The 23,346-nt window shown below is 72.2% G+C and carries 23 protein-coding genes; 10 read left to right on the forward strand and 13 right to left on the reverse strand.

Features of this window, described 5'->3' with window-relative positions:
- Nucleotides 1-281 precede the first annotated feature (281 nt).
- Complete coding sequence (gene fdhA / locus FDO65_RS00350; RefSeq protein WP_137447526.1) at nt 282-1,514, forward strand: formaldehyde dehydrogenase, glutathione-independent; 1,233 nt, start codon at nt 282-284, stop codon at nt 1,512-1,514.
- A gap of 82 nt (nt 1,515-1,596) precedes the next feature.
- Here fdhA and FDO65_RS00355 read toward each other — a convergent pair whose 3' ends face one another.
- A complete protein-coding gene (locus FDO65_RS00355) occupies nt 1,597-2,286 on the reverse strand; it encodes an iron-dependent transcriptional repressor DtxR (protein WP_137447527.1) in 690 nt (229 codons plus the stop codon).
- Between the two features lie 125 nt (nt 2,287-2,411).
- On the opposite strand from FDO65_RS00355, the gene FDO65_RS00360 reads away from it, so the two are divergent.
- The 5 genes from FDO65_RS00360 to FDO65_RS00380 all read left to right on the forward strand — a co-directional run bounded on the left by FDO65_RS00360 (nt 2,412) and on the right by FDO65_RS00380 (nt 9,625).
- Entirely contained in the window at nt 2,412-3,296 is an 885-nt protein-coding gene (locus FDO65_RS00360) for a sulfurtransferase (protein ID WP_137447528.1), read from the forward strand.
- Between the two features lie 86 nt (nt 3,297-3,382).
- On the forward strand, nt 3,383-4,705 hold the full coding sequence (locus FDO65_RS00365) for a DUF3500 domain-containing protein (RefSeq protein WP_137447529.1): 1,323 nt from the start codon (nt 3,383-3,385) through the stop codon (nt 4,703-4,705).
- Between the two features lie 62 nt (nt 4,706-4,767).
- Nucleotides 4,768-5,649 carry a sugar phosphate isomerase/epimerase family protein gene (locus FDO65_RS00370; protein ID WP_137447530.1) on the forward strand — a complete coding sequence of 294 codons (882 nt, stop codon included), beginning with the start codon at nt 4,768-4,770 and terminating at the stop codon, nt 5,647-5,649.
- A gap of 54 nt (nt 5,650-5,703) precedes the next feature.
- Nucleotides 5,704-6,918, forward strand: coding sequence for an acetoin utilization protein AcuC (locus FDO65_RS00375; RefSeq protein WP_137447531.1), 1,215 nt, complete (start codon nt 5,704-5,706; stop codon nt 6,916-6,918).
- The gene (locus FDO65_RS00380) at nt 6,911-9,625 is read left to right on the forward strand and encodes a bifunctional acetate--CoA ligase family protein/GNAT family N-acetyltransferase (protein WP_137447532.1); all 2,715 of its coding nucleotides are present in this window, start codon (nt 6,911-6,913) and stop codon (nt 9,623-9,625) included. The genes FDO65_RS00375 and FDO65_RS00380 overlap by 8 nt, the downstream gene beginning before the upstream one ends.
- Here FDO65_RS00380 and FDO65_RS00385 read toward each other — a convergent pair.
- From FDO65_RS00385 to FDO65_RS00410, 6 genes are all read right to left on the reverse strand, one after another.
- The gene (locus FDO65_RS00385) at nt 9,622-10,656 is read right to left on the reverse strand and encodes a phosphotransferase enzyme family protein (protein WP_205849704.1); all 1,035 of its coding nucleotides are present in this window, start codon (nt 10,654-10,656) and stop codon (nt 9,622-9,624) included. The genes FDO65_RS00380 and FDO65_RS00385 overlap by 4 nt on opposite strands.
- Nucleotides 10,653-11,291, reverse strand: a complete 639-nt coding sequence (locus FDO65_RS00390; protein ID WP_137447533.1) for a methylated-DNA--[protein]-cysteine S-methyltransferase — start codon at nt 11,289-11,291, stop codon at nt 10,653-10,655. Before FDO65_RS00390 ends, FDO65_RS00385 begins: the two co-directional genes overlap by 4 nt.
- Nucleotides 11,288-11,842 carry an RNA polymerase sigma factor gene (locus tag FDO65_RS00395; protein WP_137447534.1) on the reverse strand — a complete coding sequence of 185 codons (555 nt, stop codon included), beginning with the start codon at nt 11,840-11,842 and terminating at the stop codon, nt 11,288-11,290. The genes FDO65_RS00390 and FDO65_RS00395 overlap by 4 nt, the downstream gene beginning before the upstream one ends.
- A gap of 168 nt (nt 11,843-12,010) precedes the next feature.
- Entirely contained in the window at nt 12,011-12,985 is a 975-nt protein-coding gene (locus tag FDO65_RS00400; protein WP_137447535.1) for a sigma-70 family RNA polymerase sigma factor, read from the reverse strand.
- A gap of 331 nt (nt 12,986-13,316) precedes the next feature.
- Nucleotides 13,317-13,754: a D-aminoacyl-tRNA deacylase gene (gene dtd / locus FDO65_RS00405; RefSeq protein WP_137447536.1), complete on the reverse strand. Its 438-nt coding sequence runs from the start codon at nt 13,752-13,754 to the stop codon at nt 13,317-13,319.
- On the reverse strand, nt 13,754-15,262 hold the full coding sequence (locus FDO65_RS00410) for a DUF7059 domain-containing protein (RefSeq protein ID WP_137447537.1): 1,509 nt from the start codon (nt 15,260-15,262) through the stop codon (nt 13,754-13,756). The genes dtd and FDO65_RS00410 overlap by 1 nt, the downstream gene beginning before the upstream one ends.
- A gap of 126 nt (nt 15,263-15,388) precedes the next feature.
- On the opposite strand from FDO65_RS00410, the gene FDO65_RS00415 reads away from it, so the two are divergent.
- Together FDO65_RS00415 and FDO65_RS00420 are read left to right on the forward strand one after the other, a co-directional pair.
- On the forward strand, nt 15,389-15,982 hold the full coding sequence (locus FDO65_RS00415; RefSeq protein ID WP_137447538.1) for an HhH-GPD-type base excision DNA repair protein: 594 nt from the start codon (nt 15,389-15,391) through the stop codon (nt 15,980-15,982).
- A gap of 176 nt (nt 15,983-16,158) precedes the next feature.
- Nucleotides 16,159-16,575 carry a DUF3099 domain-containing protein gene (locus FDO65_RS00420; RefSeq protein ID WP_137447539.1) on the forward strand — a complete coding sequence of 139 codons (417 nt, stop codon included), beginning with the start codon at nt 16,159-16,161 and terminating at the stop codon, nt 16,573-16,575.
- A gap of 13 nt (nt 16,576-16,588) precedes the next feature.
- Here the strand turns inward: FDO65_RS00420 and FDO65_RS00425 are convergent, their stop codons facing one another.
- The 3 genes from FDO65_RS00425 to FDO65_RS00435 all read right to left on the reverse strand — a co-directional run bounded on the left by FDO65_RS00425 (nt 16,589) and on the right by FDO65_RS00435 (nt 18,720).
- On the reverse strand, nt 16,589-17,488 hold the full coding sequence (locus FDO65_RS00425; RefSeq protein WP_137447540.1) for a carbohydrate kinase family protein: 900 nt from the start codon (nt 17,486-17,488) through the stop codon (nt 16,589-16,591).
- Nucleotides 17,485-18,417, reverse strand: coding sequence for a pseudouridine-5'-phosphate glycosidase (locus FDO65_RS00430; RefSeq protein WP_137447541.1), 933 nt, complete (start codon nt 18,415-18,417; stop codon nt 17,485-17,487). Before FDO65_RS00430 ends, FDO65_RS00425 begins: the two co-directional genes overlap by 4 nt.
- 87 nt (nt 18,418-18,504) lie before the next feature.
- Nucleotides 18,505-18,720, reverse strand: coding sequence for a hypothetical protein (locus FDO65_RS00435; protein ID WP_137447542.1), 216 nt, complete (start codon nt 18,718-18,720; stop codon nt 18,505-18,507).
- 44 nt (nt 18,721-18,764) lie between these two features.
- Between FDO65_RS00435 and FDO65_RS00440 the strand changes: the two genes are divergently transcribed.
- Nucleotides 18,765-18,995, forward strand: coding sequence for a DUF3039 domain-containing protein (locus FDO65_RS00440; RefSeq protein ID WP_137447543.1), 231 nt, complete (start codon nt 18,765-18,767; stop codon nt 18,993-18,995).
- 24 nt (nt 18,996-19,019) lie between these two features.
- On the opposite strand, the gene FDO65_RS00445 is transcribed toward FDO65_RS00440, so the two are convergent.
- Nucleotides 19,020-20,084, reverse strand: a complete 1,065-nt coding sequence (locus FDO65_RS00445) for a YihY/virulence factor BrkB family protein (protein ID WP_137449346.1) — start codon at nt 20,082-20,084, stop codon at nt 19,020-19,022.
- A gap of 344 nt (nt 20,085-20,428) precedes the next feature.
- On the opposite strand from FDO65_RS00445, the gene FDO65_RS00450 reads away from it, so the two are divergent.
- Nucleotides 20,429-22,201 (forward strand): DEAD/DEAH box helicase, encoded by a 1,773-nt coding sequence (locus FDO65_RS00450; RefSeq protein ID WP_137447544.1) that lies wholly within the window; start codon nt 20,429-20,431, stop codon nt 22,199-22,201.
- Nucleotides 22,202-22,228: 27 nt separating this feature from the next.
- Here the strand turns inward: FDO65_RS00450 and FDO65_RS00455 are convergent, their stop codons facing one another.
- Together FDO65_RS00455 and FDO65_RS00460 are read right to left on the reverse strand one after the other, a co-directional pair.
- Nucleotides 22,229-22,789: a hypothetical protein gene (locus tag FDO65_RS00455; protein ID WP_137447545.1), complete on the reverse strand. Its 561-nt coding sequence runs from the start codon at nt 22,787-22,789 to the stop codon at nt 22,229-22,231.
- Nucleotides 22,790-22,803: 14 nt separating this feature from the next.
- A complete protein-coding gene (locus tag FDO65_RS00460; RefSeq protein ID WP_137447546.1) occupies nt 22,804-22,998 on the reverse strand; it encodes a DUF7455 domain-containing protein in 195 nt (64 codons plus the stop codon).
- Nucleotides 22,999-23,346: the final 348 nt, after the last annotated feature.

Below are 23,346 nucleotides of genomic sequence, written 5' to 3' on the forward strand. Positions count from 1 at the left end.
ATCGGGGGCGGGGGCCGCTGCGTCCCCGCTGGTTCGCAAGGAACACCGGGACGGGCATGAATGAGTTGACACAACGGGCAAAACGGACGGAAGTCGGCGCGCATCGCGCAACTGTTTCTCAGGGCGCGACAAAAGCCTGTGGCAATCGCGTGAGAAAGGTTGCCTGGCCTAGGCAGGACGAGTACGAACAACATACCGAGGGCGCCCACCGAGTCGCCCGAGGAACCTCCCCAGGGGCGTCGGAGCGACGCCCGAAACCCTCAGTGCAGAGGAGTTTTCGTATGGCTGGAAATCGCGGAGTCACCTACCAGGGACCCGGCAAGGTCAGTGTCGAGACCATCGACTACCCCACCTTCGAACTCAAGGACGGACCGGGGGTCAACCCCGCCAACGTCGGCCGCAAGGTCCCCCACGGCGCCATCCTGAAGGTCGTCACCACCAACATCTGCGGCTCCGACCAGCACATGGTCCGCGGCCGCACCACCGCCCCCGAGGGCCTCGTCCTCGGCCACGAGATCACCGGCGAGGTCGTGGAAGTCGGCCCCGGAGTCGAGTTCGTCAAGGTCGGCGACATCGCGTCCGTGCCGTTCAACATCGCCTGCGGGCGCTGCAAGAACTGCAAGGAGGGCAAGACCGGCATCTGTCTGAACGTCAACCCCGACCGGCCCGGTTCGGCGTACGGATACGTCGACATGGGCGGCTGGGTCGGCGGCCAGGCCGAGTACGTGCTCGTGCCGTATGCCGACTGGAACCTGCTGGTCTTCCCGGACCGTGACCAGGCGCTGGAGAAGATCACCGACCTGACCATGCTGTCGGACATCTTCCCGACCGGTTTCCACGGCGCCTACACCGCCGGGACCAAGCCCGGTTCGACCGTCTACGTGGCCGGCGCTGGGCCGGTCGGTCTCGCGGCCGCCGCCTCGGCCCGCCTGCTGGGGGCCGCCGTCGTCATCGTCGGTGACCTGCAGGAGGACCGGCTGGAGCAGGCCCGCAAGCACGGTTTCGAGACGGTCGACGTCTCCAAGGGTGACCCGCGGGACCAGATCGAGCAGATCCTCGGCGTGCCGGAGGTCGACTGCGGTGTGGACGCCGTCGGTTTCGAGGCCCGCGGTCACGGAGCGGGGGCCGGCAAGGAGGCCCCGGCGACCGTGCTGAACTCGCTCATGGAGATCACCGCCGCCGGTGGCGGACTGGGCATCCCCGGTCTCTACGTCACTGGTGACCCGGGTGCCGTCGATGACGCGGCCAAGGTCGGTTCGCTGTCCATCCGCCTGGGCCTGGGCTGGGCCAAGTCGCACTCGTTCGCGACCGGCCAGTGCCCGGTGATGAAGTACCACCGCGGTCTGATGAACGCGATCCTGCACGACCGGGTCAACATCGCCGAGATCGTCAACGCCACCGTCATCGGCCTGGACGACGCGCCGGCCGGCTACCGCGAGTTCGACTCCGGGGTCGCCCGCAAGTACGTCCTGGACCCGCACAACATGACCGGCAAGGTCACCTCGGTCAACTGACCGGCGGACTCACGAACAGCAGAAGGGCCGGAACCCGTTGGGGTTCCGGCCCTTCTGCCGTGTGGCCAGGTGACCGGCGCGGTCAGGCGGCCGGCCGGACGTGGATCCCGTGGGCGATCTCGGACGACAACTCGGTGCGCGCCTCCCCGGTGATCGCGACGAGCACACCCTGGTCGGACTCGAACTCGAGGACCGCGCCCGGAACGATCCCGCCCTTGCGGAGCTCGGCCATCACACTGGGCTGGTTCTGCACCATCTCGAAGATCTGCAGCACCTCCCAGCGCCCACCGCGCTGCGCGGCGGTCTCGACCCGGACGAGTTCGCCGACCCGCTCGGCCGGCGGGTCGGTCTTCTCGCCGAGCTCGGCCAGCCCCGGGATCGGGTTGCCGTAGGGGGAGGTCTGCGGGTGGCCCAGCAGCGCGACGAGCCGCTGCTCCACCTGCTCGCTCATCACGTGCTCCCACCGACAGGCCTCGACGTGGACCGCGTCCCAGTCCAGGCCGATCACGTCGAGCAGCAGCCGCTCGGCCAGACGGTGCTTGCGCATCACGGCCGTCGCCCGCTCACGACCGCGGTCGGTCAATTCCAGGTGCCGGTCGTCGGAGACGACGAGCAGGCCGTCGCGTTGCATCCGGGCCACCGTCTGGCTGACGGTCGGCCCACTCTGGTTGAGGCGTTCGGCGATACGAGCCCGGAGAGGCACGACGCCCTCTTCTTCGAGTTCGAACACCGTCCGCAGGTACATCTCGGTCGTGTCGATGAGGTCATTCACCGTTCGCGTCCCCTTTTCGCCGTGACGATCGTACCCACAAGTGCCGCCCTCTCCCCGGTGCGCCCGGCCGTCGACGCCAGAGGCGAAGGGCCCGGGTGCGCACCACCGTGGGCCACACTGACGGCATGACCGACACCTGGGAACGCAACGCGCCGGTGCTGTCCGCCGGGGACGTCCTGGCCCGCCTCCGACAGTCCGACGCGAACGCGACGAACCCGTCCCGCCCCATCGTGCTGGACGTGCGGTGGACCTTGGCCGGCTCCGATCTCAACGCCTACCTGGAGGGGCATATTCCGGGAGCCCTGTTCCTCGACCTCGATCGCGACCTGGCCGGCGAGGCCGGGGCCGGTGGTCGCCACCCGCTCCCGGACCCGGACGAGCTCCAGCGGGTCTGGCGGTCCTGCGGGATCGACGACGATTCGTCCGTCGTGGTCTACGACGGCGGTAATGGTCTGCCGTCCGCGCGGGCGTGGTGGTTGCTGCGATGGTCCGGACTGGTCGACGTGCAGGTGCTCGACGGGGGCTGGCCGGCGTGGCTGGCGGCCGGCGGCGAGACGGAGACCGGCCCCGGCGGAGCCCCCCGGGCGGGACGGGTGAGCGTCCGTCCGGGGGCGATGCCGGTGGTGGACATCGACGAGGCGGCCGCGTTGGCCGACGGGTCCGACGGCACCGGTGGTCGGCTCCTCGACGCGCGGGCCCCCGAGCGTTTTCGCGGCGACGTCGAACCCATGGACCCGGTCGCCGGCCACATCCCCGGTGCGGTCAACCTGCCGTCGTCGCACCTGACCGAAGGCGGCCTCTTCCGGTCGCCGCAGGAGCTGCGACTGGTGTTCGCCGTCGCCGGCGTCACCGCCGACGGCCCGCGCGCGGCGGCCTCCTGCGGATCGGGGATCACCGCCTCCCAGACCGTGCTGGCCGCCGAGGTCGCCGGACTGCCGATGGCGCTGTTCCCCGGGTCGTACTCGCAGTGGTGCGCGCAGGGCCGCGAGGTCGCCACCGGCGACGGCTGAATGCTGGGCGACTGCACAACCAGGTCACGGGAGGCGCCTGGGCATGGCTCAGCGAGCACACAGGCTGGCTACCGAAGCTCAGCTGCATGGTCATCACCCGCCCGAACACTGCCGCCTCCCGTCGCCGCCACTCCGGCCGCCTCCGCAACTGGGCCGCCTCCACCCTGCTGATCGGCGGGCTGGTCCTGGGTGGGTGTGCCGCCCAGGCCGACACCGCCACCAGCTCTGCGGCGAGCTCCAGCACCTCGGCGAGCTCGGCGTCGGCCACCTCCGACTCGGTGACGTCGTTGACGGCCGCGTTGAGCACCGCCGCCCAGTCGGCCGCGGCCGGCGCCGATGCGACGACGACGGATCAGACGATCACCGATACCGCCGCGGCCGCCGAGGCGTTCCTGGCCACCCTGACCGACGAGCAGCGCGCGGCCGTGCTGTACGACTACGACGACGAGACGAAAACGACGTCCTGGTCGAACTTCCCGGTGACGTTCGTGCAGCGGGCCGGACTGAACCTCACCGACCTGACCGAGGAGCAGCAGACCGCCGCACTGGTCGTCCTGCAGTCATTGCTCAGCGAGGACGCCTACGCGACCGTCGCCGGGATCATGGGCGGTGACGAGTACCTGCACGAGAACAGCTCCAGCACCGAAGAGTCGCTGGGGCAGTACTACATCGCGTTCTTCGGCGACCCGTCGGACACCGGCGCCTGGGAGGTGCAGTTCGGCGGCCACCACCTCGGCATCAACGCCACCCTGGACGGCACCGCCGACGCCATCACCTTCGCGCCGACCCACCTGGGCGTGCAGCCGGCCGTCTACACCGCTGCCGACGGCACGCAGGTGCAACCGTTCGACGCGATCTACACCAGCGCGTTCGCGTTCTACGACAGCCTCACCGCCGAACAGCAGGCCACCCTCACTTCGGGCGAGGTGACCATGTGCGCGCCGGGGGACACCTGCGAGTTCACCACCGGTACCGGCCTGACCGGCGCCGACCTCACCGACGAGCAGAAGCAGCTGCTGCTCGACCTCATCGCCAACTGGGCCGGCATGGCCGACGACGAGACGAACGCGGCCGCCCTGGCCAAGATCGAGGCCACCCTGGACACCACGGTCGTCGCCTGGTCCGGCGCCACCACCTACGACATGAGCACCGGCGACGGCATCTCCTTCTCCATCTCCGGACCGAACGTCTACATCGCCTTCCAGGCCCAGCAGGGTTCCGCGGGAGCCGACGTCGACGGCGTCACCACCTCCGGCTGGGGTCATGTCCACACCATCTACCGCGACCCCACCAACGACTACGCCGGCAGCGTCACCCAGCAGGCGGCGACGGGGATGGCCGGTGGGGGAGCGGGCGGGGGCACCCCGCCGGCCGGGGGCCCGGGCGCTGCCGGGACGACCGGAGCCTAAGCGCGACGGGCCGGGATGGGGCAGGGTCGTCATCACCGCCCCACCCCACCCTCGGAGTCGTCATGTCCGCACCCCTGGTCGCCACCAGCTGGACCCACGCCGGATCGATCGACGCCGGTTCCCCCAGCCGATTCTCGCTGCGGGAGCGAGCCGAGGCGGTGGCCCGGGCCGGTTTCGTCGGCATCGGTTTCACCATCGGGGATCTGGTCGCTGGCCGAGAAGTGTTCCCGTGGAGCGACCTTCGTCGGCTCTGCGACGACCTGGGGCTGGTGCACGTCGAGGTCGAGCAGCTGACGGACTGGTGGACCGACGGCGAGCGACGGGCCCGCTCCGACGCCGTCCGGCACCTGCTGCTCGACGCGTCGCAGGAACTGCGGGCGCGGCAGATCAAGCTCGCCGGAGACGTGCGCTTCGATCCCGACCAACCGGCCCCGCCGCCACCGGACCTCGATCACTGGGCCGGTGAACTGCACCGGGTGGCCGCGCAGGCCGCCGACGTCGGGACCCGGGTGGCCCTGGAGGTGCTGCCGATGTCCAACCTGCCCGACTTCGTCGAGACGGCCCGGTTGGTGACCGCGGCCGACCACCCGGCGGCCGGGCTGACCGTCGACACCTGGCACCTCGAGCGGGGGCCATCGACCTTGGCCGATCTGGCCACCATCCCCGGTGAGCTGGTGTTCTGTGTCGAATTGGACGACGCCGGCCCGCCGCAGGGCGATCCGTACCAGGACACGATGCACCACCGCCGATACTGCGGGCAGGGCGACTTCGACGTGGTCGGCTTCGTCCGGGTCGTCGCGGATCTGGGTTTCCCGGGCCCCTGGGGCGTCGAGATCATCGCCGATGAGCACGCCGCGCGGGAGCTGGACGCCGGGTTGGCCGACGTGGTGGACACGACCACCGCGGTGCTGCAGACCGCCGGCTTCTCCAGCCGGCCGGTCTGACGGGTCGCCGACCGGCCCGGGCGGCGTCGCAAGCTCGCCGACTAAGGTCGAGACATGACGGCGCCGGTGCTCGTGTGGGACGACCGCATGCTCGAGTACGACCTCGGGGGCCGCCATCCGCTGCACCCGATCCGCTGGCAGCTGACCCGTCGGCTGGCCGAGCCACTCGGCGTCCTGGACGGCTACCGGACCATCACCGCCGAACCGGCGACCACCGAGGAGTTGCAGCGCTGCCACACGGCGGACTACATCTCCACCGTGCGGGCCGCCTCCGAGTTCGCCCGGGGCCCCGAGGATCCGCGCTACGGGCACGGTCTCGGCGGGCCGGACAACCCCATCTTCCCGGCCATGCACGACTCGGCGGCCCGGATCGCCGCCGGCTCGATGGCCGCGGCCCGGGCCATCGCCCGCGGTGAGACCGACCGGGCCGTCAACATCTTCGGCGGCCTGCACCACGCGCACGCCGACCACGCCTCCGGCTTCTGCGTCTACAACGATGCCGCCCTGGCCATCACCGCCCTGCTCGACGAGGGGGTCGAGCGGGTCGCCTACGTCGACGTCGACGTCCACCACGGCGACGGGGTGCAGTCCCTCTTCGAGGACGACCCGCGGGTGCTCACGGTGTCGATCCACGAGTCCCCGATGACGCTCTTTCCCGGCACCGGATGGGCCACCGAGACCGGCCGTGGCCCCGGTCACGGCACGGCGGTCAACATCCCCGTCCCCGCCGGCACCGACGATGCCGCCTGGCTGCGGGCGTTCCATGCGGTCGTCCCCGGCGCCGTCCGTGCGTTCCGGCCGCAGGTGCTGGTCACCCAGCACGGCGCCGACGCCCACCGCGACGACCCGCTCGCCGACCTGCAGTTGACGGTCGACGGTCAGCGCACCGCCTATCTCGCCCTGCGGGACCTGGCCGAGGAGCTGACCGGGGGCCGCTGGCTGGCCCTGGGCGGCGGGGGTTACGAGGTGATCCGGGTCGTCCCGCGGGCCTGGACGCACCTGCTCGCCGTCGTGGCGGGCCGAGAGCTGGACCCGGCCACCGACATTCCCGCCGCCTGGAGCGATCTCGCCGTCGACCTGACCGACCGGCGCCTGCCGACGACGATGTCGGACCTCGACGGCGGAACGGGCGCCGTGGACGGGCGGGGCCGGGTCGGCTACCACCCCTGGCAGGGCGCGGCGGAACAGCCCGTCGACCGGGCCATCCGCGACGTCCGGGCCGCCGCCTTCCCCCTGCTCGGCCTCGACCCATTGGATCCCCGTGACTGATCAGCCCGAGTCAGTACCCACCGCCGACGACGACGCGTCGTCGGCTCCGGCCTATCCCGAACGGTGGGAGGCCGACGTCCTGCTGGCCGACGGGGCGGTCGTACACCTGCGGCCCTCCGGTCCGGCGGACACCCCCGCGATCCGCGCGATGCACTCCCGGCTGTCACCGAGATCGCTATATCTACGGTACTTCTCGGTGGTCACCGAACCCACCGAGGCGCAGCTGCGGGTCTTCACCGACGTCGACCACGTCGACCGGGTGGGTCTGGTCGCGTTATCCGGGGACGACGTCATCGCCGCCGGCACGTACTACCGCAACGGTCCGGCCGACACCGAGGCCGGGGAGACGGCCGAGGTCGCCTTCCTGGTCGAGGACGGGCAGCAGCGCCGGGGGCTGGCCTCGATCCTGCTCGAACACCTGGCCGCGGCGGCCCAGGAGCGCGGCATCCGCCGTTTCACCGCCGAGGTGCTGGCCGACAACACCTCGATGCTGCGGGTCTTCGCCGACGCCGGCTACACCGTCAGCCGCGAATACGACTCCGGGATCGTCGACCTCGGTTTCGACATCGCCCCGACCGACGCGTCCCGCGCGGTGCAGTTCGCCCGGGAGCACCGCGCGGAGGCCCGGTCCATCGCCCGCCTCCTCGCCCCCCGGTCGATCGCCGTGATCGGCGCCTCGACCGACCCGCGCAAACTCGGCCACGCCGCCCTGGTGAACCTGCTGCGGGCCGACTTCGCCGGCCCGGTCTACCCGGTCAACCCGGACACCGTCTCGGTGCAGGGAGTGCGGGCCTACCCGTCCGTCCTCGACATCCCCGACGAGGTCGACGTGGCCGTGCTGGCCGTCCCGGCGGCGGGGGTCGCGGACGTCGTCGAGGGATGCCGGGCCAAGGGGGTCCGGGGACTGGTGGTCATGACGGCCGGGTTCGCCGACGCCAGCCAGGCCGGGGCCGACGCGCAGCGCGAGATGGTGGCCGTGGCCCGGGCCAACGGCATGCGCCTACTCGGCCCCAACTGTCTCGGCATGATCAACACCGATCCGGCCGTCCGGATGAACGCCACCCTGGCCCCCAGTCCGCCGGCCCCGGGGCGCATCGGCTTCTTCTGCCAGTCCGGGGCGCTCGGGATCGCGATCCTGGCCGACGTGGCCAGCCGCGGGCTGGGCCTGTCGTCGTTCGTCTCGGCCGGCAACCGGGCCGACGTGTCCGGCAACGACCTGCTCCAGTACTGGGTGGGCGACGAGCGCACCGACGTCGTCCTGCTCTACCTGGAGTCGTTCGGCAACCCGCGCAAGTTCGCCCGCTTGGCCCGCACCCTGGCCCGCAGCAAGCCCGTCATCGCGGTGAAGTCCGGTCGGCACGCCCTGGTCACCCCCGGGCTCGCGGCCAACTCGGCGCACCTGCCGGAGTCGACGGTGGCGACGCTGTTCGAGCAGTCCGGGGTCATCCGCACCCCCGGACTCACCACGGCCTTCGATGTCGCCCAGCTGCTCGTGGCCCAACCGGTCCCGCGCGGGGACCGGGTGGCCATCGTCGGGAACTCCAGCGCTCTCGGGGTTCTCGCGCTGGACTTCTGTCTGGACGCCGGCCTCCGGGTCACCGAGGACGGACCGATCGACCTCGGTGTCGACGTCCCGCCGGCCGTGCTGGCCGAGACCGTGCGGGCCACCGTGCAGCGGCCGGACGTCGACGCCCTCGTCGTCGCCTGGGTGCCGCCAGTCGCCGCCCCCGGGACCGACCACGCCGACGCCCTCCGGCAGGCCGCCCAGTCCTCCGAGGTCCCGGTCGTGTCGGTCTTCTTCGCCGTCGACGGCCTCCCCGCCCATCTCACGGTGCGGGACGCCGAGGGGCGGGTCGAACGCGGCTCGGTGCCCTCGTACCGGACGTTGGAGCGGGCCGTCCAGGCCTTGGCGCATGCCGTCCGCTACGGGGCCTGGCTGCGGCGTCCGGTCGGCGACGTGCCGGACCTGCCGGGCATCGACCGGGCCCGGGCCCGGTCGCGGATGGCGGTGTTCCGGGGCGACAACCCCGGGGAGAGGCCGCTGACCGACGCCGAACTGACCGAACTGCTGGAGTGCTACGGCATCCCGATGGTGCCGTACCGGGCCATCGCGTCCGCCGACCAGGCGGTGGCGGCCGCCGCCGACATCGGCTATCCGGTGGTGCTCAAGGCCTTCGACCAGTCGCTGCGGCACCGGGTCGACCGGTCGGGGGTGCGCCTCGGCCTGGTCGACGAGGCCGCCGTGCGGGCCGCCTACGAGGACCTGTCGGCCGTCGCGGGCCCCTGGCTGTACGTGCAGGCGATGGCCGCGGACGGACGGGCCGACCTGTCGACCACCTTCACCATCAGCACCGACCCGTCCTTCGGTGCGCTGGTGTCCTTCGGGATCGCCGGGGTGTCGACCGACCTGCTGGGGGACACCGCCTACCGCGCCGTGCCGCTCACCGACACCGATGCGGCCGATCTCATCGCCGCCCCCCGGGCCGCTCCGCTGCTCCGCGGGTACCGCGGCGCGCAACCCGTGGACACCGCGGGGCTGGTGGACATCGCCCTACGACTGTCGGCGCTGGCCGACGACCAGCCCGAGGTGCGCCGTCTGGAGCTGCTGCCGGTGCTGGTCGGACCGCGGGGGGTGGCGGTCGGCAGCGCGACCGCGGTCATCGGACCGCCGCCGGAACGATCGGACGCCCGCCGCCGGCTGCGTTAGACCGTTGCCGGCGACGCCAGCTTGTCGGCGTGCGTCGTCATCCACCGCAGGTCGCGCCGGTAGGCGGCGACGTGGGCGTGCAGGTCGGGGTGGCCGGCGTCGGCCCGACCGAGGGTGAACGCGGCCAGTTCCTGGATCCGGTCGACGGCGGTGGCGACGACGGCGGCCGGGTGTACTCCGTGCCCGTACACGTCGGTGAGCAGTCGCAGTCGGCGCGCCCGCTCCGGCACCGAGTCGGACGGGTCGCCGTCGGGGACGAGGTCGGTCAGTGGCACCCACCGGTAGGCGAGGTAGGCGACGTCCCAGATCCGCGGGCCCGGCGAGGCCGTGTCCCAGTCGATCACCCCGGTCACCCGTCGATCGGTGAAAACCGTGTTGTACGGGGCGAAGTCGTTGTGGCAGATCACCTCGGCCGGCTGGTGGGTGGGCAGCCGCCAGATCGCGTCGTCGACGGCGAACGACGCGCTCGCCCGGTGCAGCTGGCCCAGCCGGGTGGCAACGGCGACGAGGATCTCGTCGGACCAGATCCACGACGGCAGCGGATAGCTCGGCACCGTGCCCGGCAGGAAGGACGTCACGTCCCGTCCGTGTTCGTCGACCCCGAGGGGAGCGGGAACCCAGTCCAGCCCCGCGTTCCGCAGATGCCGCAGGAGGCGTTGCACCGTCGGCGACCAGGGGCCGGACGGTCGGAGCACGGTCGCCCCCACCCGAGCGGCGCCGCCCATGTTCCCGCCGGCCAGCGGGATCTCGACCGGGTCCGGTTCCGGGCCCAGCGGCGACCAGCCGCGCAGGAAGTCGAGCACCTGCTCGGCCGGCATCTCGCACGGCTTCAGGACGGCCCCCGTCGTCAGGTGCAGCACGTTGGTGCTCACCCACCCGGTGCCACCGAGTTCCTCGGCCGCGATCGCGACTGTCCGGCCGCCGACCTGGTCCGTGCGTCGTAAGCCCCACCGCCGGCCCCGGTAGCGCACCTCCGACCAGCCGGCCGGGACCCGGCGGACCAGGGCATCCAGGTCAAGATCATCGGTCATCGCGGTTCCTCCGCGGTGGCGGTCCGTTCGAGGTCGAGCAGGTACCGCTTGGTGTCGGGGCCGCCCAGGTAGCCGCCCAGGCTGCCGTCGGCGCGGAGCACCCGATGGCAGGGCACGACGATGGGGAGCGGGTTGGTCGCGCAGGCCGTCCCGACCGCGCGGACCGCCTTCGGGTTGCCGGCCCGCGCGGCCAGCTCGGCGTAGCTGACCGTCCGTCCGTACTCGACCCCCGGCAGCAGGCCCTGGACGGCGGCCCGGAAACCGGCCGACAACCGCCGGTCCAACCGCACGTCGAACGATCGCCGTCGTCCGGTGAAGTACTCGTCCAGTTGGCGGGCGACCGGGTCGGTCCGGGCCGGTGTGGCCAGGATGCGGGCGCTGACCCGATCGGCGAGGCGCTGCAGCACGGTGTCGAACCCCTCCCCGGCGAACGCGACCCGCAGCACCCCGTGTTCGGTCGCGGCCAGCAGCAGCGGCCCGATCGGCGAGTCGATGGTGCGGTAGGCGATGTCCAGAAGCCCGTCGGCCTCGGCGCGGTCGGCCAGGCGGGCCTGCAGGGCGGCGAGTTCCGCGTCCGACACTCCGAACGCGCTCGCGGGGGTGGTCGGGTCGGCGGGCGGTGGGGCGGCGGTCATGGGTGGGCTCCTGTGCGTCGGGACGACGGGGATTGCGCCGCGCCCGGGTCGTCCGAAGTGGGGTGGACGGCCAGAACGCGACGGAGGGTCGCCAGGCCATCGGCGGCCGCACGGCGGACGGCGGCCGGGGTGCTGCCGGTCAGCTCGGCCGTCTCGGTGTGCGGCAGCCCGCCGAACCAGTGATAGGCCACCGCCAGGCGCTGCCGCTCAGGGAGATCGGCCACCGCGGCCCACACCTCGTCCGTCGCGTCAGCGGCCGGGTCGACCGCGGGACGCGCTTCGGAGGGCGCCGGCTCGGCGGTGGGGACGGCCCGTCGCTCCCGACCCCGGATGACGTCGATGGCCTTGCGGTGCGCGATCCGCACCAGCCACGCCTCGACGTTGTCGACCGGAGCGGGCCAGACCCGCAGAGCCGACAGGAACGTCTCGGACCAGGCGTCATCGGCGTCCGGCCCCGGTCCCAGCACGGCGCGGCAGACCCGCAGCACGGTGGCGCCGTGCCGGCGGACGATCTCGTCGAACGGGGGTGCGCCCCGGGGGGTGGGTGTCATCGAGGGGTAGACGCGGGCGAACCCGCCGGTGTGAGGGGTAGCCGGTCGCGCACCTGCCGCCCTCGCCGTCCGGACCACCCGGAACAGCAAAGGACCGGACCCGTCGATCGACAGGCCCGGTCCCCCCGGGGCGCGGCCATGGGCCGCATCAGATCATGCGTGCAGCCGTCAGCTCGCGTACGCCCGCAGCATCTCGGAACGGTCGCCCGCGCGCAACTTCGCCATCGAGTCACGCTCGATCTGCCGTACCCGTTCGCGAGAGATGCCGAACACCCGTCCGATCTCGTCCAGCGTGCGGGGCCGGCCGTCGACGAGCCCGTAGCGCAGGCGCACCACGGTCTGCTCGCGCTCGTCCAGCGTGCGCAGCACCTTGTCGATGTCGCTGTGCATGAACCCGGCGACCACGGCAGCCTCGGCCGAGGTCGACTCGCTGTCCTCGATGAAGTCGCCCAGCGGGGCTTCCTCGTCGGTCCCGACCGGCATGTCCAGGCTGACCGGATCCCGGGCGTGATCCAGAAGATCGGCGATCTTCTCCTCGGCAATACCCGACTCCGCAGCCAGCTCGGCCATCGTCGCGTCGCGGCCCAACTGCTGGTGCAGTTCGCGCTTGAGCCGGGACAACTTGTTGACCTGCTCGACCAGATGGACGGGCAGCCGGATGGTGCGTCCCTGGTCGGCCATGCCGCGGGAGATCGCCTGCCGGATCCACCACGTCGCGTACGTGGAGAACTTGAAACCCTTGGTGTAGTCGAACTTCTCGACCGCCCGGATGAGACCCAGGTTGCCTTCCTGGATGAGGTCCAGCAGCGGCATGCCGCGGCCGGTGTAGCGCTTGGCCAAAGACACGACCAGACGCAGGTTCGCGACGAGCAGGTGGCTGCGGGCCCGATTGCCGTCGTTGACGATCATGCGCAGATCACGCCGTTGCGCCGGCGTCAGCGTCTCGTCGCCGGACATCTTATGGGCGGCGAACACGCCCGCTTCGATACGCTTGGCCAGTTCCACCTCCTGCTCGGCGGTCAGCAGGGCGGTCTTGCCGATACCGTTGAGGTAGACACGAACAAGGTCCGCGGAGGGGCCCTGAGCGTCCAGGTCCTCGGGCTCGCGGGTGAGGGTGCGGGATGAAGTCGCGGGGGAGGTCATCGGTCGTACTCCCTTCGATCCGATGGGGTCGAACGTTGGGACTGCACTCGTCCCGTCACTGGTTCGAACGTCTGTCGACCCCGATTTAGTTCCCTGTGGGCACTGCGGTCACGCTGGTCCTGACGGCGGGGTCAAGAATCGGATCAACCCCTCGACGAACCGATTCCCCGCCCCGGCCTCGCTCAGCGGTTCCGGCGGGCGATCGACCACGTGGCCATCACCCGTGTCGCGGTTCGCGTCCCGAGGGTGGACAAACCACACCGTGCCCGCGTGTGGACTGCGGGGGGCAGTCGATGGGAGAGACGTGAGAATCGGCCGAATGGGACCGGCGTCACACTTCCACCAGAACGGTGAACGGACCGTCGTTCACGCTGGTCACGGCCATCATCGCGCCGAAGCGCCCGGTCTGCACGGTCGCCCCACGGCGGCGTAGCTCGTCGACCACGGCGTCCACCAGCGGCTCGGCGACCGGTCCCGGGGCCGCGTCCGTCCAGGACGGCCGACGCCCCTTGCTCGTCCGCCCGTACAGGGTGAACTGGCTCACCACGAGGACGGGAGCGTCCATGGTCGCGGCCGACTGCTCGTCCCGCAGGATCCGCAACTCGTGCAGTTTCGCCGCCAGCGCCACGGCCGTCGCCGGCGTGTCCGTGTGCGTCACACCGACCAGGGCCAGCAGGCCCGGTTCGTCGATCCGGCCCACCACCTGCGAGCCCTCGTCCGACTCGACCGTCACCGAGGCCGACCGGACCCGGCTGACCACGGCGCGCATCAGGCGGCCACCGGGTGCAGCAGCCCGCGGGTGATGGCCACCCGTACCGACGGCAGGACCGCCGCGGCCAGTGCGTCCTCGTTCAGGCCGTGCACCGCGGCCAGCAGTTCGATCTGCAGGCTCAACGGGGCCAGCCCCGTGCACCCGCCCAGCAGCGCCTCACCCCACTCGTCGAGCTGCAGGGTGGCGCCGGGCCCGCTGTCCCGCGCCAGCATGCGCAGCACCGTCGTCCACCCCTCGTGCCCGGCGACCGCGCGGTGTTCCAGGATCGCGTCCGCGGCCAGCGACAGCGGGGTGGCCAGCAGGTCGCGGTCGCTGCGCTGCAGCACCCAGGATCGGCGGGCCAGGAACGCGGCGACCTCCGGTCCGGTCAGCTCGTCACCGGCGGCGGTCAGTTCGTCGAGAGTCACGGCCGGATCGGCGGTGTCGGTCCGCCGCAGCGCGATCGACCCCATGCCGATGCCGGTGACGTTCTCGGCCGCGAACCAGTCCAGCCAGCGTTCGGCGGTGGCTGCGGCCTGCTCGCTACCGGCCTCGCCGCTGTCGGCCAGCCAGAGACCGACGTACTCGGCCGGGTCGGCCAGTTCGCGCTGGACCACCCAGGCCTCGCATCCGGAGCCGTACACCCACTCGCCCACCCGGGTCCGCCAGTCGGCGTCGTCACGGACGATCCAGTTGGCCAGGTACTGGGCGGTGCCTCCGGGGTTGAGTCGCTGCCGGGTCCCCGCGAGCAGCGCGGCGCAGACGCTGTCGCCGACCATCCCCGAATCGCGGTAGGTGAAGGCGGCCTCACCGGTGCCGATGACGAACGGCGGGTTGGAGACGATGAGGTCGAACGTCTCGTCGGCGACCGGGTCGAACAACGACCCGTCGCGCAGGTCCCATTGCTGACCGTTCAACCGGGCAGTCGCCGCGGCCAGGGCGAGCGCGCGCCGGTTGACGTCCGTGGCCACGATGCTGCCGGCATGCGGGCCCAGGTGCAACGCCTGGATTCCGCAACCGGTCCCCAGGTCGAGGGCCCGCTCCACCGGTTCGCGGATCACCTGACGGGCCAGCGTGATCGACGCCTGACCGATGCCCAGGACGTGGTCGGTGCGGACCGGTCCGGGACGGGTGTCGGAGTCGAGGTCGGAGACCACCAGATATTCAGCGGTGTCGTCCGCGTGCGGGCGCACATCCAGCCCGGCCCGGACGGTGTCGCGGTCGACCCGCTCCAGGACCTGCGCCTGCAGGGCCCGCTCCAGACCCGTCCGGGGCAGGGCCGCCGCCACGTCGGCGGCCGACTCGGTGCGGCCGAGCAGGAAAAGTCGCACCAGTACGCCGAGCGGGGTGCGCTCGCGGGTCGCGCGCAGCGCGGGTGGGAACTCGCCACGGGCCAGGGCCCGGTTCGCGCTGGGCCCGAGCAGGGTGGGCACGCCCTCCGCGTCGTACCCGGCCGAGCGCAGGTCGTCGCCGAGCCGGTCGACGGTCTCGAGATCGGTCAGGGGCAGAGCCGCGTTCGCCGTCACCCGCGGGAGCCTACGGGTCGGCCGTATCGAGAAGACGTTCGCGCGGCGCTACCCGGGACTTGGCGCGGCACAAGCGTCTTGTCGAATGGGGGAGCGTGGCGGATGCCCCGGGGCACAATCTCGGTCATGACGTCACGCACCCTGCACCTCACCGGCAACCCGGAGGCGGACGAACTGCTGGCCGCCGACGGCAACGCGCTGCTGCTGGGGATGGTCCTGGACCAGCAGGTGCCGATGGAGAAGGCGTTCGCCGGGCCGGCGGTGCTGGCCGAGCGGATGGGCACCCCGGGCCGGATCGACGTTCCGGGCATCGCGTTCATGAACGCCGACGAGTTCGCCGAACTGTGCGCCCGCCGACCGGCCGTCCACCGCTTCCCCGGCGCCATGGCCAAACGCCTGCAGGGCGTCTGTCAGGCCCTGGTCGAGCGGTACGACGGCTCCGCGGTCGAGCTGTGGTCGACGGCGGACTCGGGGGAGGAGCTGCTGCGGCGGATCGGTGACCTACCCGGGTTCGGCGCGCAGAAGGCGGCGATCTTCGTGGCGCTGCTCGGCAAGCAGTACGACGTCACCCCGCCCGGATGGCGCGAGGCGGCGGGGAAGTACGGCGAGTCCGACAGCCGCCGGTCGGTGGCCGATGTCGTGGACGCCCGTTCACTGGACGAGGTCCGAGCCACCAAGAAGGCCGTCAAGGCCGCCGCGAAGGCGAGCGCCACCGACTGACGGCCACGGCCATCCGGGCTTCGCGCCCGGTCTGATCGTTGTTCGCATCGGGAAGAACACCATCGGCGGTACCACAGGTACGGCGTAGCGTGGACGACGGACCGATCCGGTGTCAGACGTGACGCACACGACGACGAGCGGCCGCACAAGCCCCGTCAGGACGGACATTTGCACTGATGACTGCTCCCCAGACACCCGGCTCACCCACCCCGAAGAGCCCGTTCTCCGCTCCGCCGCCGATCAGCCAGACCCGGCGGCAGATCCGCAAGGAACGGGAACGCACCGAACGCGCCACCGTCATCACGGCGGCCGAACCCGCCTACGACGAACAACTGCGGGCCCGGCAGAAGCGCTACTTCATCACCATGAGCATGCGTATCCCGCTGCTGCTGCTGTCCATCGGTCTGTGGGCGCTCGGGGTGCCCGTCTGGGTCGTGCTGATCGTCGCCGCCGCCTCCATCCCGTTGCCGTGGATGGCCGTGCTGATGGCGAACGACCGCGCCCCCCGCACCTCCCGACCGGCCCCGAAGCCGGTCGTCAACGATCAGCGGGCACTGCCTCCCGCCCGGCGGGAGATCGTCGACAGCGACTGACGGTCCGTTCCCGTCACCCGGGCACGGGCCGCGCTCCGAGCCCGGTGACGGCCCGCACCGCGTCCTGCATCCCGCTGACCAGGGCGTCCGCCCTGGACGCGCCGGCGAGCCAGGCGGCCAGCAGGCCGGCGTTGAACGCATCGCCCGCCCCGGTGGCGTCCCGGACCGCGACCGGCCCGGGGTTGGCGCGGGCCACCGTGGCCTCCCGGTCGATCCAGGCGGCTCCGTCGGCGCCGCGGGTGACGGCGATCGCGCCGCCCGGTCCCAGGGCCGCGAGGACCGCCGCCGGCCCGCCCAGTGCGGCCAGCTCCGAGGCGTTGGGCAGCACCAGGTCGACGTCGGCGATCCACTCGCGGAAGCGGCCCGCGCCCACCCCCTGCAGGTGTGGGACGGACTGCGGGTCGACCGACGTGCTCCACCCCCGTTCCCGCGCCGCCGCCAGGGCGCGCACCCCGGCGGCCCGTGACCCCTCGTCGAAGAGCACGTAGCCGGACAGATGCAGGTGGGCCGGGCCGGCCGCAAAGCCCTCCAGGTCGACGTCCCCCGGCGCGAGCGCACCGTTGGCACCCCGATCGGACAGCAGCGTGCGGTCGTCGCCCTCGACCAGCACGACCACGCAGCACGTCGGGCGGACCGGATCGACGGCGAACCGGCAGTCCACGTCGATCGACTCCAGCTCCTCACGTACCGCGATCCCGGCCCGGTCGTCGCCGACGCGGGCGATCAGCGTCACCGGCAGTCCGTGGCCGCGGAGCCAGGTCGCGGTGTTGCCAGCCGCGCCGCCCGCGGTGACCGCGATGGCGGCCCGGGTGTCCTGACCGGTCACGGGGGGCGCCGCGGGCACCGCCACCACGTCCAGACCGACGTCCCCGACGACGACCCGGGTCGCGCCGTGATCGGCGGGGTCGGTCACCGGCCGGTGGCCAGCGCGACCGCCACCGCCGACGCCAGCTCGACGTTGGACGCGACCAGGTCGACGTTCACCCGCAGGCTCTCGCCGTGCGTCGCGGCGTGGAAGTACTCGAGCAGACGGGGGGTGACGTCCTTGCCGCTGACCCCCTCGGACTCCAGCAGAGCGAGGCCGTCGGCCAGCGTGCGGTCGTGCAGGGCGGGGTCGAGCTGCCGGTCGACCGGCAGCGGGTTGGCCAGCACGACGGCGGCGTCGTCGAGCGCGAGGGCCCGGCGGGCCCGCACGATGGCCGCGACCTGTGCGGGGTCGTCCGCGCGCCACGGCAGGGACAGGCCGGTGTCGGACAGGTAGAAGCCGGGGAGGCGGTCCGTGCGGTATCCCACCACCGGCACCGACAGGGTCTCCAGGTATTCCAGGGTCGCCGGGACGTCGAGGATCGACTTCACCCCGGCGCACACCACGACGATGGGCGTCCGGGCCAGCACGCCGAGATCGGCCGAGACGTCGAAGGTCTCGGCCGCCCCGCGGTGCACCCCGCCCAGCCCGCCGGTGGCGAAGACACCGACGCCGGCCTGGTGGGCCAGGGCCGCGGTCGAGGCGACGGTGGTCGCACCGTCCACCCCGGCGGCCAGCGCGGGTCCGACGTCCCGCACCGACAACTTGACCAGTGGCGGCGTCCCGCACACCCGGTCCAGCTGGGCGGGGGACAGGCCGATCCGTACCGCACCGTCCAACACCGCGACCGTCGCGGGCACCGCACCGGCGTCGCGAACCCGCTGCTCCAGTTCGTCGGCGACCCGCCGGTTGTCGCCCGGCGGCAGACCGTGGGCCAGCAGGGTCGACTCCAGGGCGACCACCGCCCGGCCGTCGGCCAGCGCGGCGGCCACCTCGTCGCCGATCCGCAGCAGATCGGTCGTCGGGTCGCCGGTCATCGACGTCGTCCAGGTCCCCGGAGGGCGTCCGGCGGGCGGTGTCGGGCAGTCCTGGGAACGGAATGGTTCATGGCCGCACGGTAGCCGTCAGCCGAGGCCGCGGGTGATGGAGGCGAGCAGACCGAGCACGAGCAGGGTGCCGACCACGATGGCGACGACGCCGCCCGTCGTCCGGCCCCGTCCCCGGGCCCGAACGCCCCAGACGATGAGCAGGACAGCCAGGGCGGCGATGAGCAGGCGGCCGACGAGAAAGCCGGCGGTCTCGGCGGCCGGAGCCGCCGCGACGGCGAGGGCGGTGATCATGCCGGCCCACTCTGCCAGCCCCGGCCGATGGCATCATGGGCGCCATGAGCCAGACCTCCACGGACGTCCTCGAGAAGCCGATCGACCGGGGCACTGACGACGCCCCGGAGATGTTCCACTACGTCCGCAAGAACAAGATCGCCGAGTCGGCGGTGATGGGCAATTACGTGGTCGCCCTGTGCGGCGAGACCTTTCCGGTCACCAAGTCCGCCAAGCCGGGATCCCCGGTGTGCCCGGACTGCAAGAAGATCTACGAAGCACTGAAGAAGGAATAGGCGCGGGTCGGCCGGCCCGGCGGATCAGTGCGCCTGGTCGGCTTCGTACTCGTGCCATTTGCGGGTCTCCCGCCGCGACACCCGCGGTGGGTAGTACTCCAGCGTCGCGTTGTTGAACTGGGCGCCGATGACGATCGCCATGGACATGAAGTAGTAGAAGAGCAGGAACGTGATCGGCGTGGCCAGCGCGCCGTACGTCAGGCCGTGCGAGTAGACGTACGACAGGTACAGGCGCAGCCCGAAGCTGGCCACCAGGAACACCGCGGCCGCGACGAACGCCCCTGGGATGCCGCGGTGCCACGGGTGCTTGTGCTTGGGTGCCACCTTGTAGAGCAGCGTCAGCATGAAGATCAGCCCGAAGACGACGAACGGGTAGTAGGCCAGATTGACGACGGTCGCGACCCGGTCGTGCCAGGAGACCGGGAACAGCTCGGGCAGATAGTTCGGGCCGATGGCCAGCAACGGCAGCAGCACGATGCCGGCGGTGAGCGCGATGAGGTAGAGACCCAGGGCGAAGAACCGTTCCACCACCGGGTGTCGCACCTCGTGCTGGCCGTAGGCGATGGTGATCGACTCGACGAACGCCGACATCGCCGAAGAACCGGCCCACAGGCTGATGACCAGACCGACCGACACGACATCGGCCTGCCCGTTGGACAGGATCGTCTGCACGGTGTTGCCGACCAGGTTGGTCGCGACCTCTTCGTTGAAGATCGTGTTGAGGAAGAGGTCGACCTGCTCCTTGACCGCGTCGATCGTGCCCGGCGGGAAGAACCACTGCACGACGTAACCGGTCATACCCAGCAGGGCCAGCAGTAGCGGCGCGGTCGACAGCGCGCACCAGAACGCGGCCTGCGAACTCATGCCGAACAGCGAGTCGCCCCACGCCTTGGACAGCGTGCGCCCGACGATCTTGCGCCACCGGTGCTTGACCGGGCCTTGCGCGGTGGGGATCGGCCCGGTGCCGTTGCGGTGCCACGGAACCGTCAGCGCCGCCTCGTCGACCGGTGGTTCCGGCATCCCCGCGGCGGTCCCGCCGGCGGGCACGGGTGACGACACGGCGGCCGGGTCGGTGCGGGGGATCGCCACGGTCGGAGCGGCGTCGGCACCGGGGACCGGCGGAATGGTGGTGTTCCCGCCCGGTCCGGGATGCGCAGGACCGCCGGGGATGCCTGGGCGTGCGTGCGTCACCCCGCCAGCATGCCCCGAGCGGTGGGTGCGCTGCACCCGCGACACCGTGATCGCCCCCACCGTTGTCCGACGGTGCCGCGTGACGTGATCCCGCCGACGTGTCCCGCGTCCCACCCGGTTCGGTCACCGCCGGCGGGTAGGGTCGACGGTCGGTCTGGACCCCGGGGGGTCCGCCCGCGTGGGCACGAGCGAAGTGGGGGACGGCGACGGTGGTGGCGTCAGGGTCGGTACGGGACGCGGCGGTGACCGCCCGGTACGGACCGGACGAGGCCCGCCTGCGTCCATGGCAGCGCCAGGCCCTGCAGTCCTACGACGAGGTCGACCGGCGTTCGGACTTCCTGGTCACCGCGACCCCGGGGGCGGGCAAGACGACGTTCGCCCTGGCCGTCGCCGGCCGGCTGCTCGGGCGCCGGGCCGTCGACCGGGTCGTCGTGGTCTGCCCGACCGACCACCTGCGCACCCAGTGGGCCGATGCCGCCGGCGCTTTCGGCATCGTCCTGGACCCGGCCCTGGCCAACTCGGCCGGACCGGTGCCGGACGGCGCCCTGGGGTACGTGACCACCTACGCGCAGGTGGCGCAGCGCCCGGCCATCCACGCGGCCCGCTCCGGGCGCAAACGCACCCTCGTCATCCTCGACGAGGTCCACCACGCGGGCGACGGCTTCTCCTGGGGCGAGGCGGTCGGTGAGGCGTTCACCGAGGTGCAGCGGCGGCTGTGCCTGACCGGGACGCCGTTCCGTACCCGGGCCGGCGAACGCATCCCCTTCGTGCAGTACCAGCAGGACGGGGACCTGCTGCGGTCGGTGGCCGACTACACCTACGGCTACAAGCAGGCGCTGGCCGACGGGGTGGTCCGGCCGGTCGTCTTCGCGGCCTACAGCGGCGTCTCCCGCTGGCGCAACAGCGCCGGCGAGGTCCTCGCAGCGTCCCTGACGGACTCGGGCACCCGCTCGGTCGAGGCCGCGGCCTGGAAGACCGCCCTCGATCCGCGGGGCGGCTGGGTGCCGCACGTGCTCGCGGCCATGGACGAGCGGATCACCGCGCTGCGGTCGGCCGGGATGAAGGACGCGGCCGGCCTGGTGCTGGCCAGCGATCAGGACGCCGCCCGCGAGTACGCGCACCTGGTGAAGCGGATCACCGGTGAGGCGCCGGCGCTGATCCTGTCGGACGACCCGACGGCGTCGAAGCGCATCGAGCAGTTCCGCGACTCCGACCAGCGCATCGCCGTCTGTGTCCGGATGATCTCCGAGGGCGTCGACATCCCGCGGGCCGCGTGCCTGGCCTGGATGACCAGCTACCGGACCCCGCTGTTCTTCGCCCAGGCCGTCGGCCGCGTCGTCCGCGCCCGCTCCCGTCGCGAGTCGGCCACGGTCTTCCTGCCCGCGGTGCGGCCGTTGCTGGCGTTGGCCGCCGAGCTGGAGATCGACCGGAACCACGTGATGGCCCCGCCACCCAAGACCCCGGTCGACGAGATGGACGAGCTGGCCGACCCGCTGCTGGACATGCCCGAACCGGTCGAGCGGATGAGCGAGACCCACGAGTCCGTCGAGTCGCAGGCCGAGTTCGCGCACATCCTGCACTCCGGCCGCGCGGTGACGGCGACCGGCGGCGAGGCCGACGACGCCGATGCCCCGGAGGTCGACCCGTACGAGGCGCTGGGCGCCGACGCCGAGGGGGACGACTTCCTGGGCCTGCCCGGCCTGCTGTCGGCCGAGCAGATGGCGCAGTTGCTGTCCCAGCGCGACGCCGAACTGCGGCGGCGGGTCGAGTCGGTCGCCCGGGAGCGGCAGGACGGACCGCCGGAACCGGTGGACGCGGAGATCGCCGGCTGGCGGGCCGCGGCCGCGCTGCGGCGCGAGGTCAACCAGCTGGTCTCCCGGGTGGCCGGCCGCACAGGCACCCCGCACGCCAAGGTCCACGCGGCGGTCCGGCGGGCCGTGCCCGGTCCGCCGTCCGCGGCCGCCGGTCCCGACCTGCTCGAACGGCGACGGGATCACCTGCTCGGTCTGCTCTGACCGGGAAGCGGCGGGGCCGGACGGGGGTCAGCGGCCGGACGATCGGGCGGACATCGCGGCGAACGCCCCGACCAGGCCGACCAGACCGGTCGCGAGCATCAGGTAGAAGCCGGGCTGGGCCTGCCCGAACAACGCGTTCAGGCCGACTCCGAACAGGGAGCGCGCGCGGGCGAGCAGGAAGACCGCACCGAGAACGGCGCCGGCGCTCAGCAGTAGCGCCACGGTCCCCAGTGGTCGGTGGTCGATGGGGAGCAGATTCAGCAGGCCGAGCAGGATCAGGGCCAGACCGACGCCGGCCACGCCCAGTACGACGAAGCGGGCGAGCACGAGTTCGAAGGCCGGCGCGGGCAGATCGTGCAACGCCCGGTAGAAGGGCCATCCGCCGACCCCGACGGCATGCAGCGCGTCACCGGCGTCCGGTCCGGCCGACCGCCAGGGCAGCAGCAATTGCAGCACGCCGGCGAACCCGGCGACGACGAGGAAGAACGCCGCCCACGAGTTCGCCGTGGGCGCGGATGGCGGAGAAAGCACGGACCCGGCGGCCACCGGGGTGGCGCGCCGGGATCCGGTGCGAGGAACGTCGGTCACCCGACGATTGTCGGCTACGCCTTGTCGGTGCGGGAATCGTGCAGCACGGCGGCCATCTGCTCCAGGCGGTCCGAGTGGGCCCGTGCGTGGTGGCCGCAGAACAGGAGCTCGCCACCGGTGGGCAGCACAGCGCGGACGGCTGCGGCGGCTCCGCAGCGATCGCAACGGTCGGCGGCGGTCAGTTCCGGACGGGTCAAAGCCTCGGTCATGTCGTCCTCCCAGGTGTGCGCGGGTCAACAGGGCAATCGGCTCGGGCACGTCGGTGAGCCCGTCGGTGCCATCGACCCTGCGGTCCCGGGTGGGACCGGCCGACGGAACCGGCGAATGCGGTTCCTTCCTGCCAACGTTCTTCGGGGCGGTGGTTCTTCCCGCTTGGTTCCCCGTTCCGCGGATGACGATCAACGGATCGGAGCGGGTTCACTTCATCGTGCCATCAGCCTCCGTCCACCCGGGGTCACGAAGCGGTGGTGTTCACCCAGGGCGGATCAACGGAGCGCGAAAGCCCCCCGAAACGGGCGGTTCCGGGATGTCCGTAGGCCGGCCGGTCGGGTGCACGG

It is taken from the genome of Nakamurella flava (assembly GCF_005298075.1).
Lineage (GTDB): Bacteria > Actinomycetota > Actinomycetes > Mycobacteriales > Nakamurellaceae > Nakamurella > Nakamurella flava.

Excerpts from the sequence above, each read along its gene's own strand:
- FDO65_RS00390 (WP_137447533.1), bottom strand. The coding sequence starts at position 11,291 with ATGACCGCCGCCCCACCGCCCGCCGACCCGACCACCCCCGCGAGCGCG.
- FDO65_RS00415 (WP_137447538.1), top strand. The coding sequence starts at position 15,389 with ATGACGTCACGCACCCTGCACCTCACCGGCAACCCGGAGGCGGACGAA.
- FDO65_RS00385 (WP_205849704.1), bottom strand. The coding sequence starts at position 10,656 with ATGACCGATGATCTTGACCTGGATGCCCTGGTCCGCCGGGTCCCGGCC.
- FDO65_RS00395 (WP_137447534.1), bottom strand. The coding sequence starts at position 11,842 with ATGACACCCACCCCCCGGGGCGCACCCCCGTTCGACGAGATCGTCCGC.
- FDO65_RS00370 (WP_137447530.1), top strand. The coding sequence starts at position 4,768 with ATGTCCGCACCCCTGGTCGCCACCAGCTGGACCCACGCCGGATCGATC.
- FDO65_RS00375 (WP_137447531.1), top strand. The coding sequence starts at position 5,704 with ATGACGGCGCCGGTGCTCGTGTGGGACGACCGCATGCTCGAGTACGAC.
- FDO65_RS00420 (WP_137447539.1), top strand. The coding sequence starts at position 16,159 with ATGACTGCTCCCCAGACACCCGGCTCACCCACCCCGAAGAGCCCGTTC.
- FDO65_RS00460 (WP_137447546.1), bottom strand. The coding sequence starts at position 22,998 with ATGACCGAGGCTTTGACCCGTCCGGAACTGACCGCCGCCGACCGTTGC.
- FDO65_RS00365 (WP_137447529.1), top strand. The coding sequence starts at position 3,383 with ATGGTCATCACCCGCCCGAACACTGCCGCCTCCCGTCGCCGCCACTCC.
- dtd (WP_137447536.1), bottom strand. The coding sequence starts at position 13,754 with ATGCGCGCCGTGGTCAGCCGGGTCCGGTCGGCCTCGGTGACGGTCGAG.
- FDO65_RS00360 (WP_137447528.1), top strand. The coding sequence starts at position 2,412 with ATGACCGACACCTGGGAACGCAACGCGCCGGTGCTGTCCGCCGGGGAC.
- fdhA (WP_137447526.1), top strand. The coding sequence starts at position 282 with ATGGCTGGAAATCGCGGAGTCACCTACCAGGGACCCGGCAAGGTCAGT.
- FDO65_RS00435 (WP_137447542.1), bottom strand. The coding sequence starts at position 18,720 with ATGATCACCGCCCTCGCCGTCGCGGCGGCTCCGGCCGCCGAGACCGCC.
- FDO65_RS00400 (WP_137447535.1), bottom strand. The coding sequence starts at position 12,985 with ATGACCTCCCCCGCGACTTCATCCCGCACCCTCACCCGCGAGCCCGAG.
- FDO65_RS00440 (WP_137447543.1), top strand. The coding sequence starts at position 18,765 with ATGAGCCAGACCTCCACGGACGTCCTCGAGAAGCCGATCGACCGGGGC.
- FDO65_RS00430 (WP_137447541.1), bottom strand. The coding sequence starts at position 18,417 with ATGACCGGCGACCCGACGACCGATCTGCTGCGGATCGGCGACGAGGTG.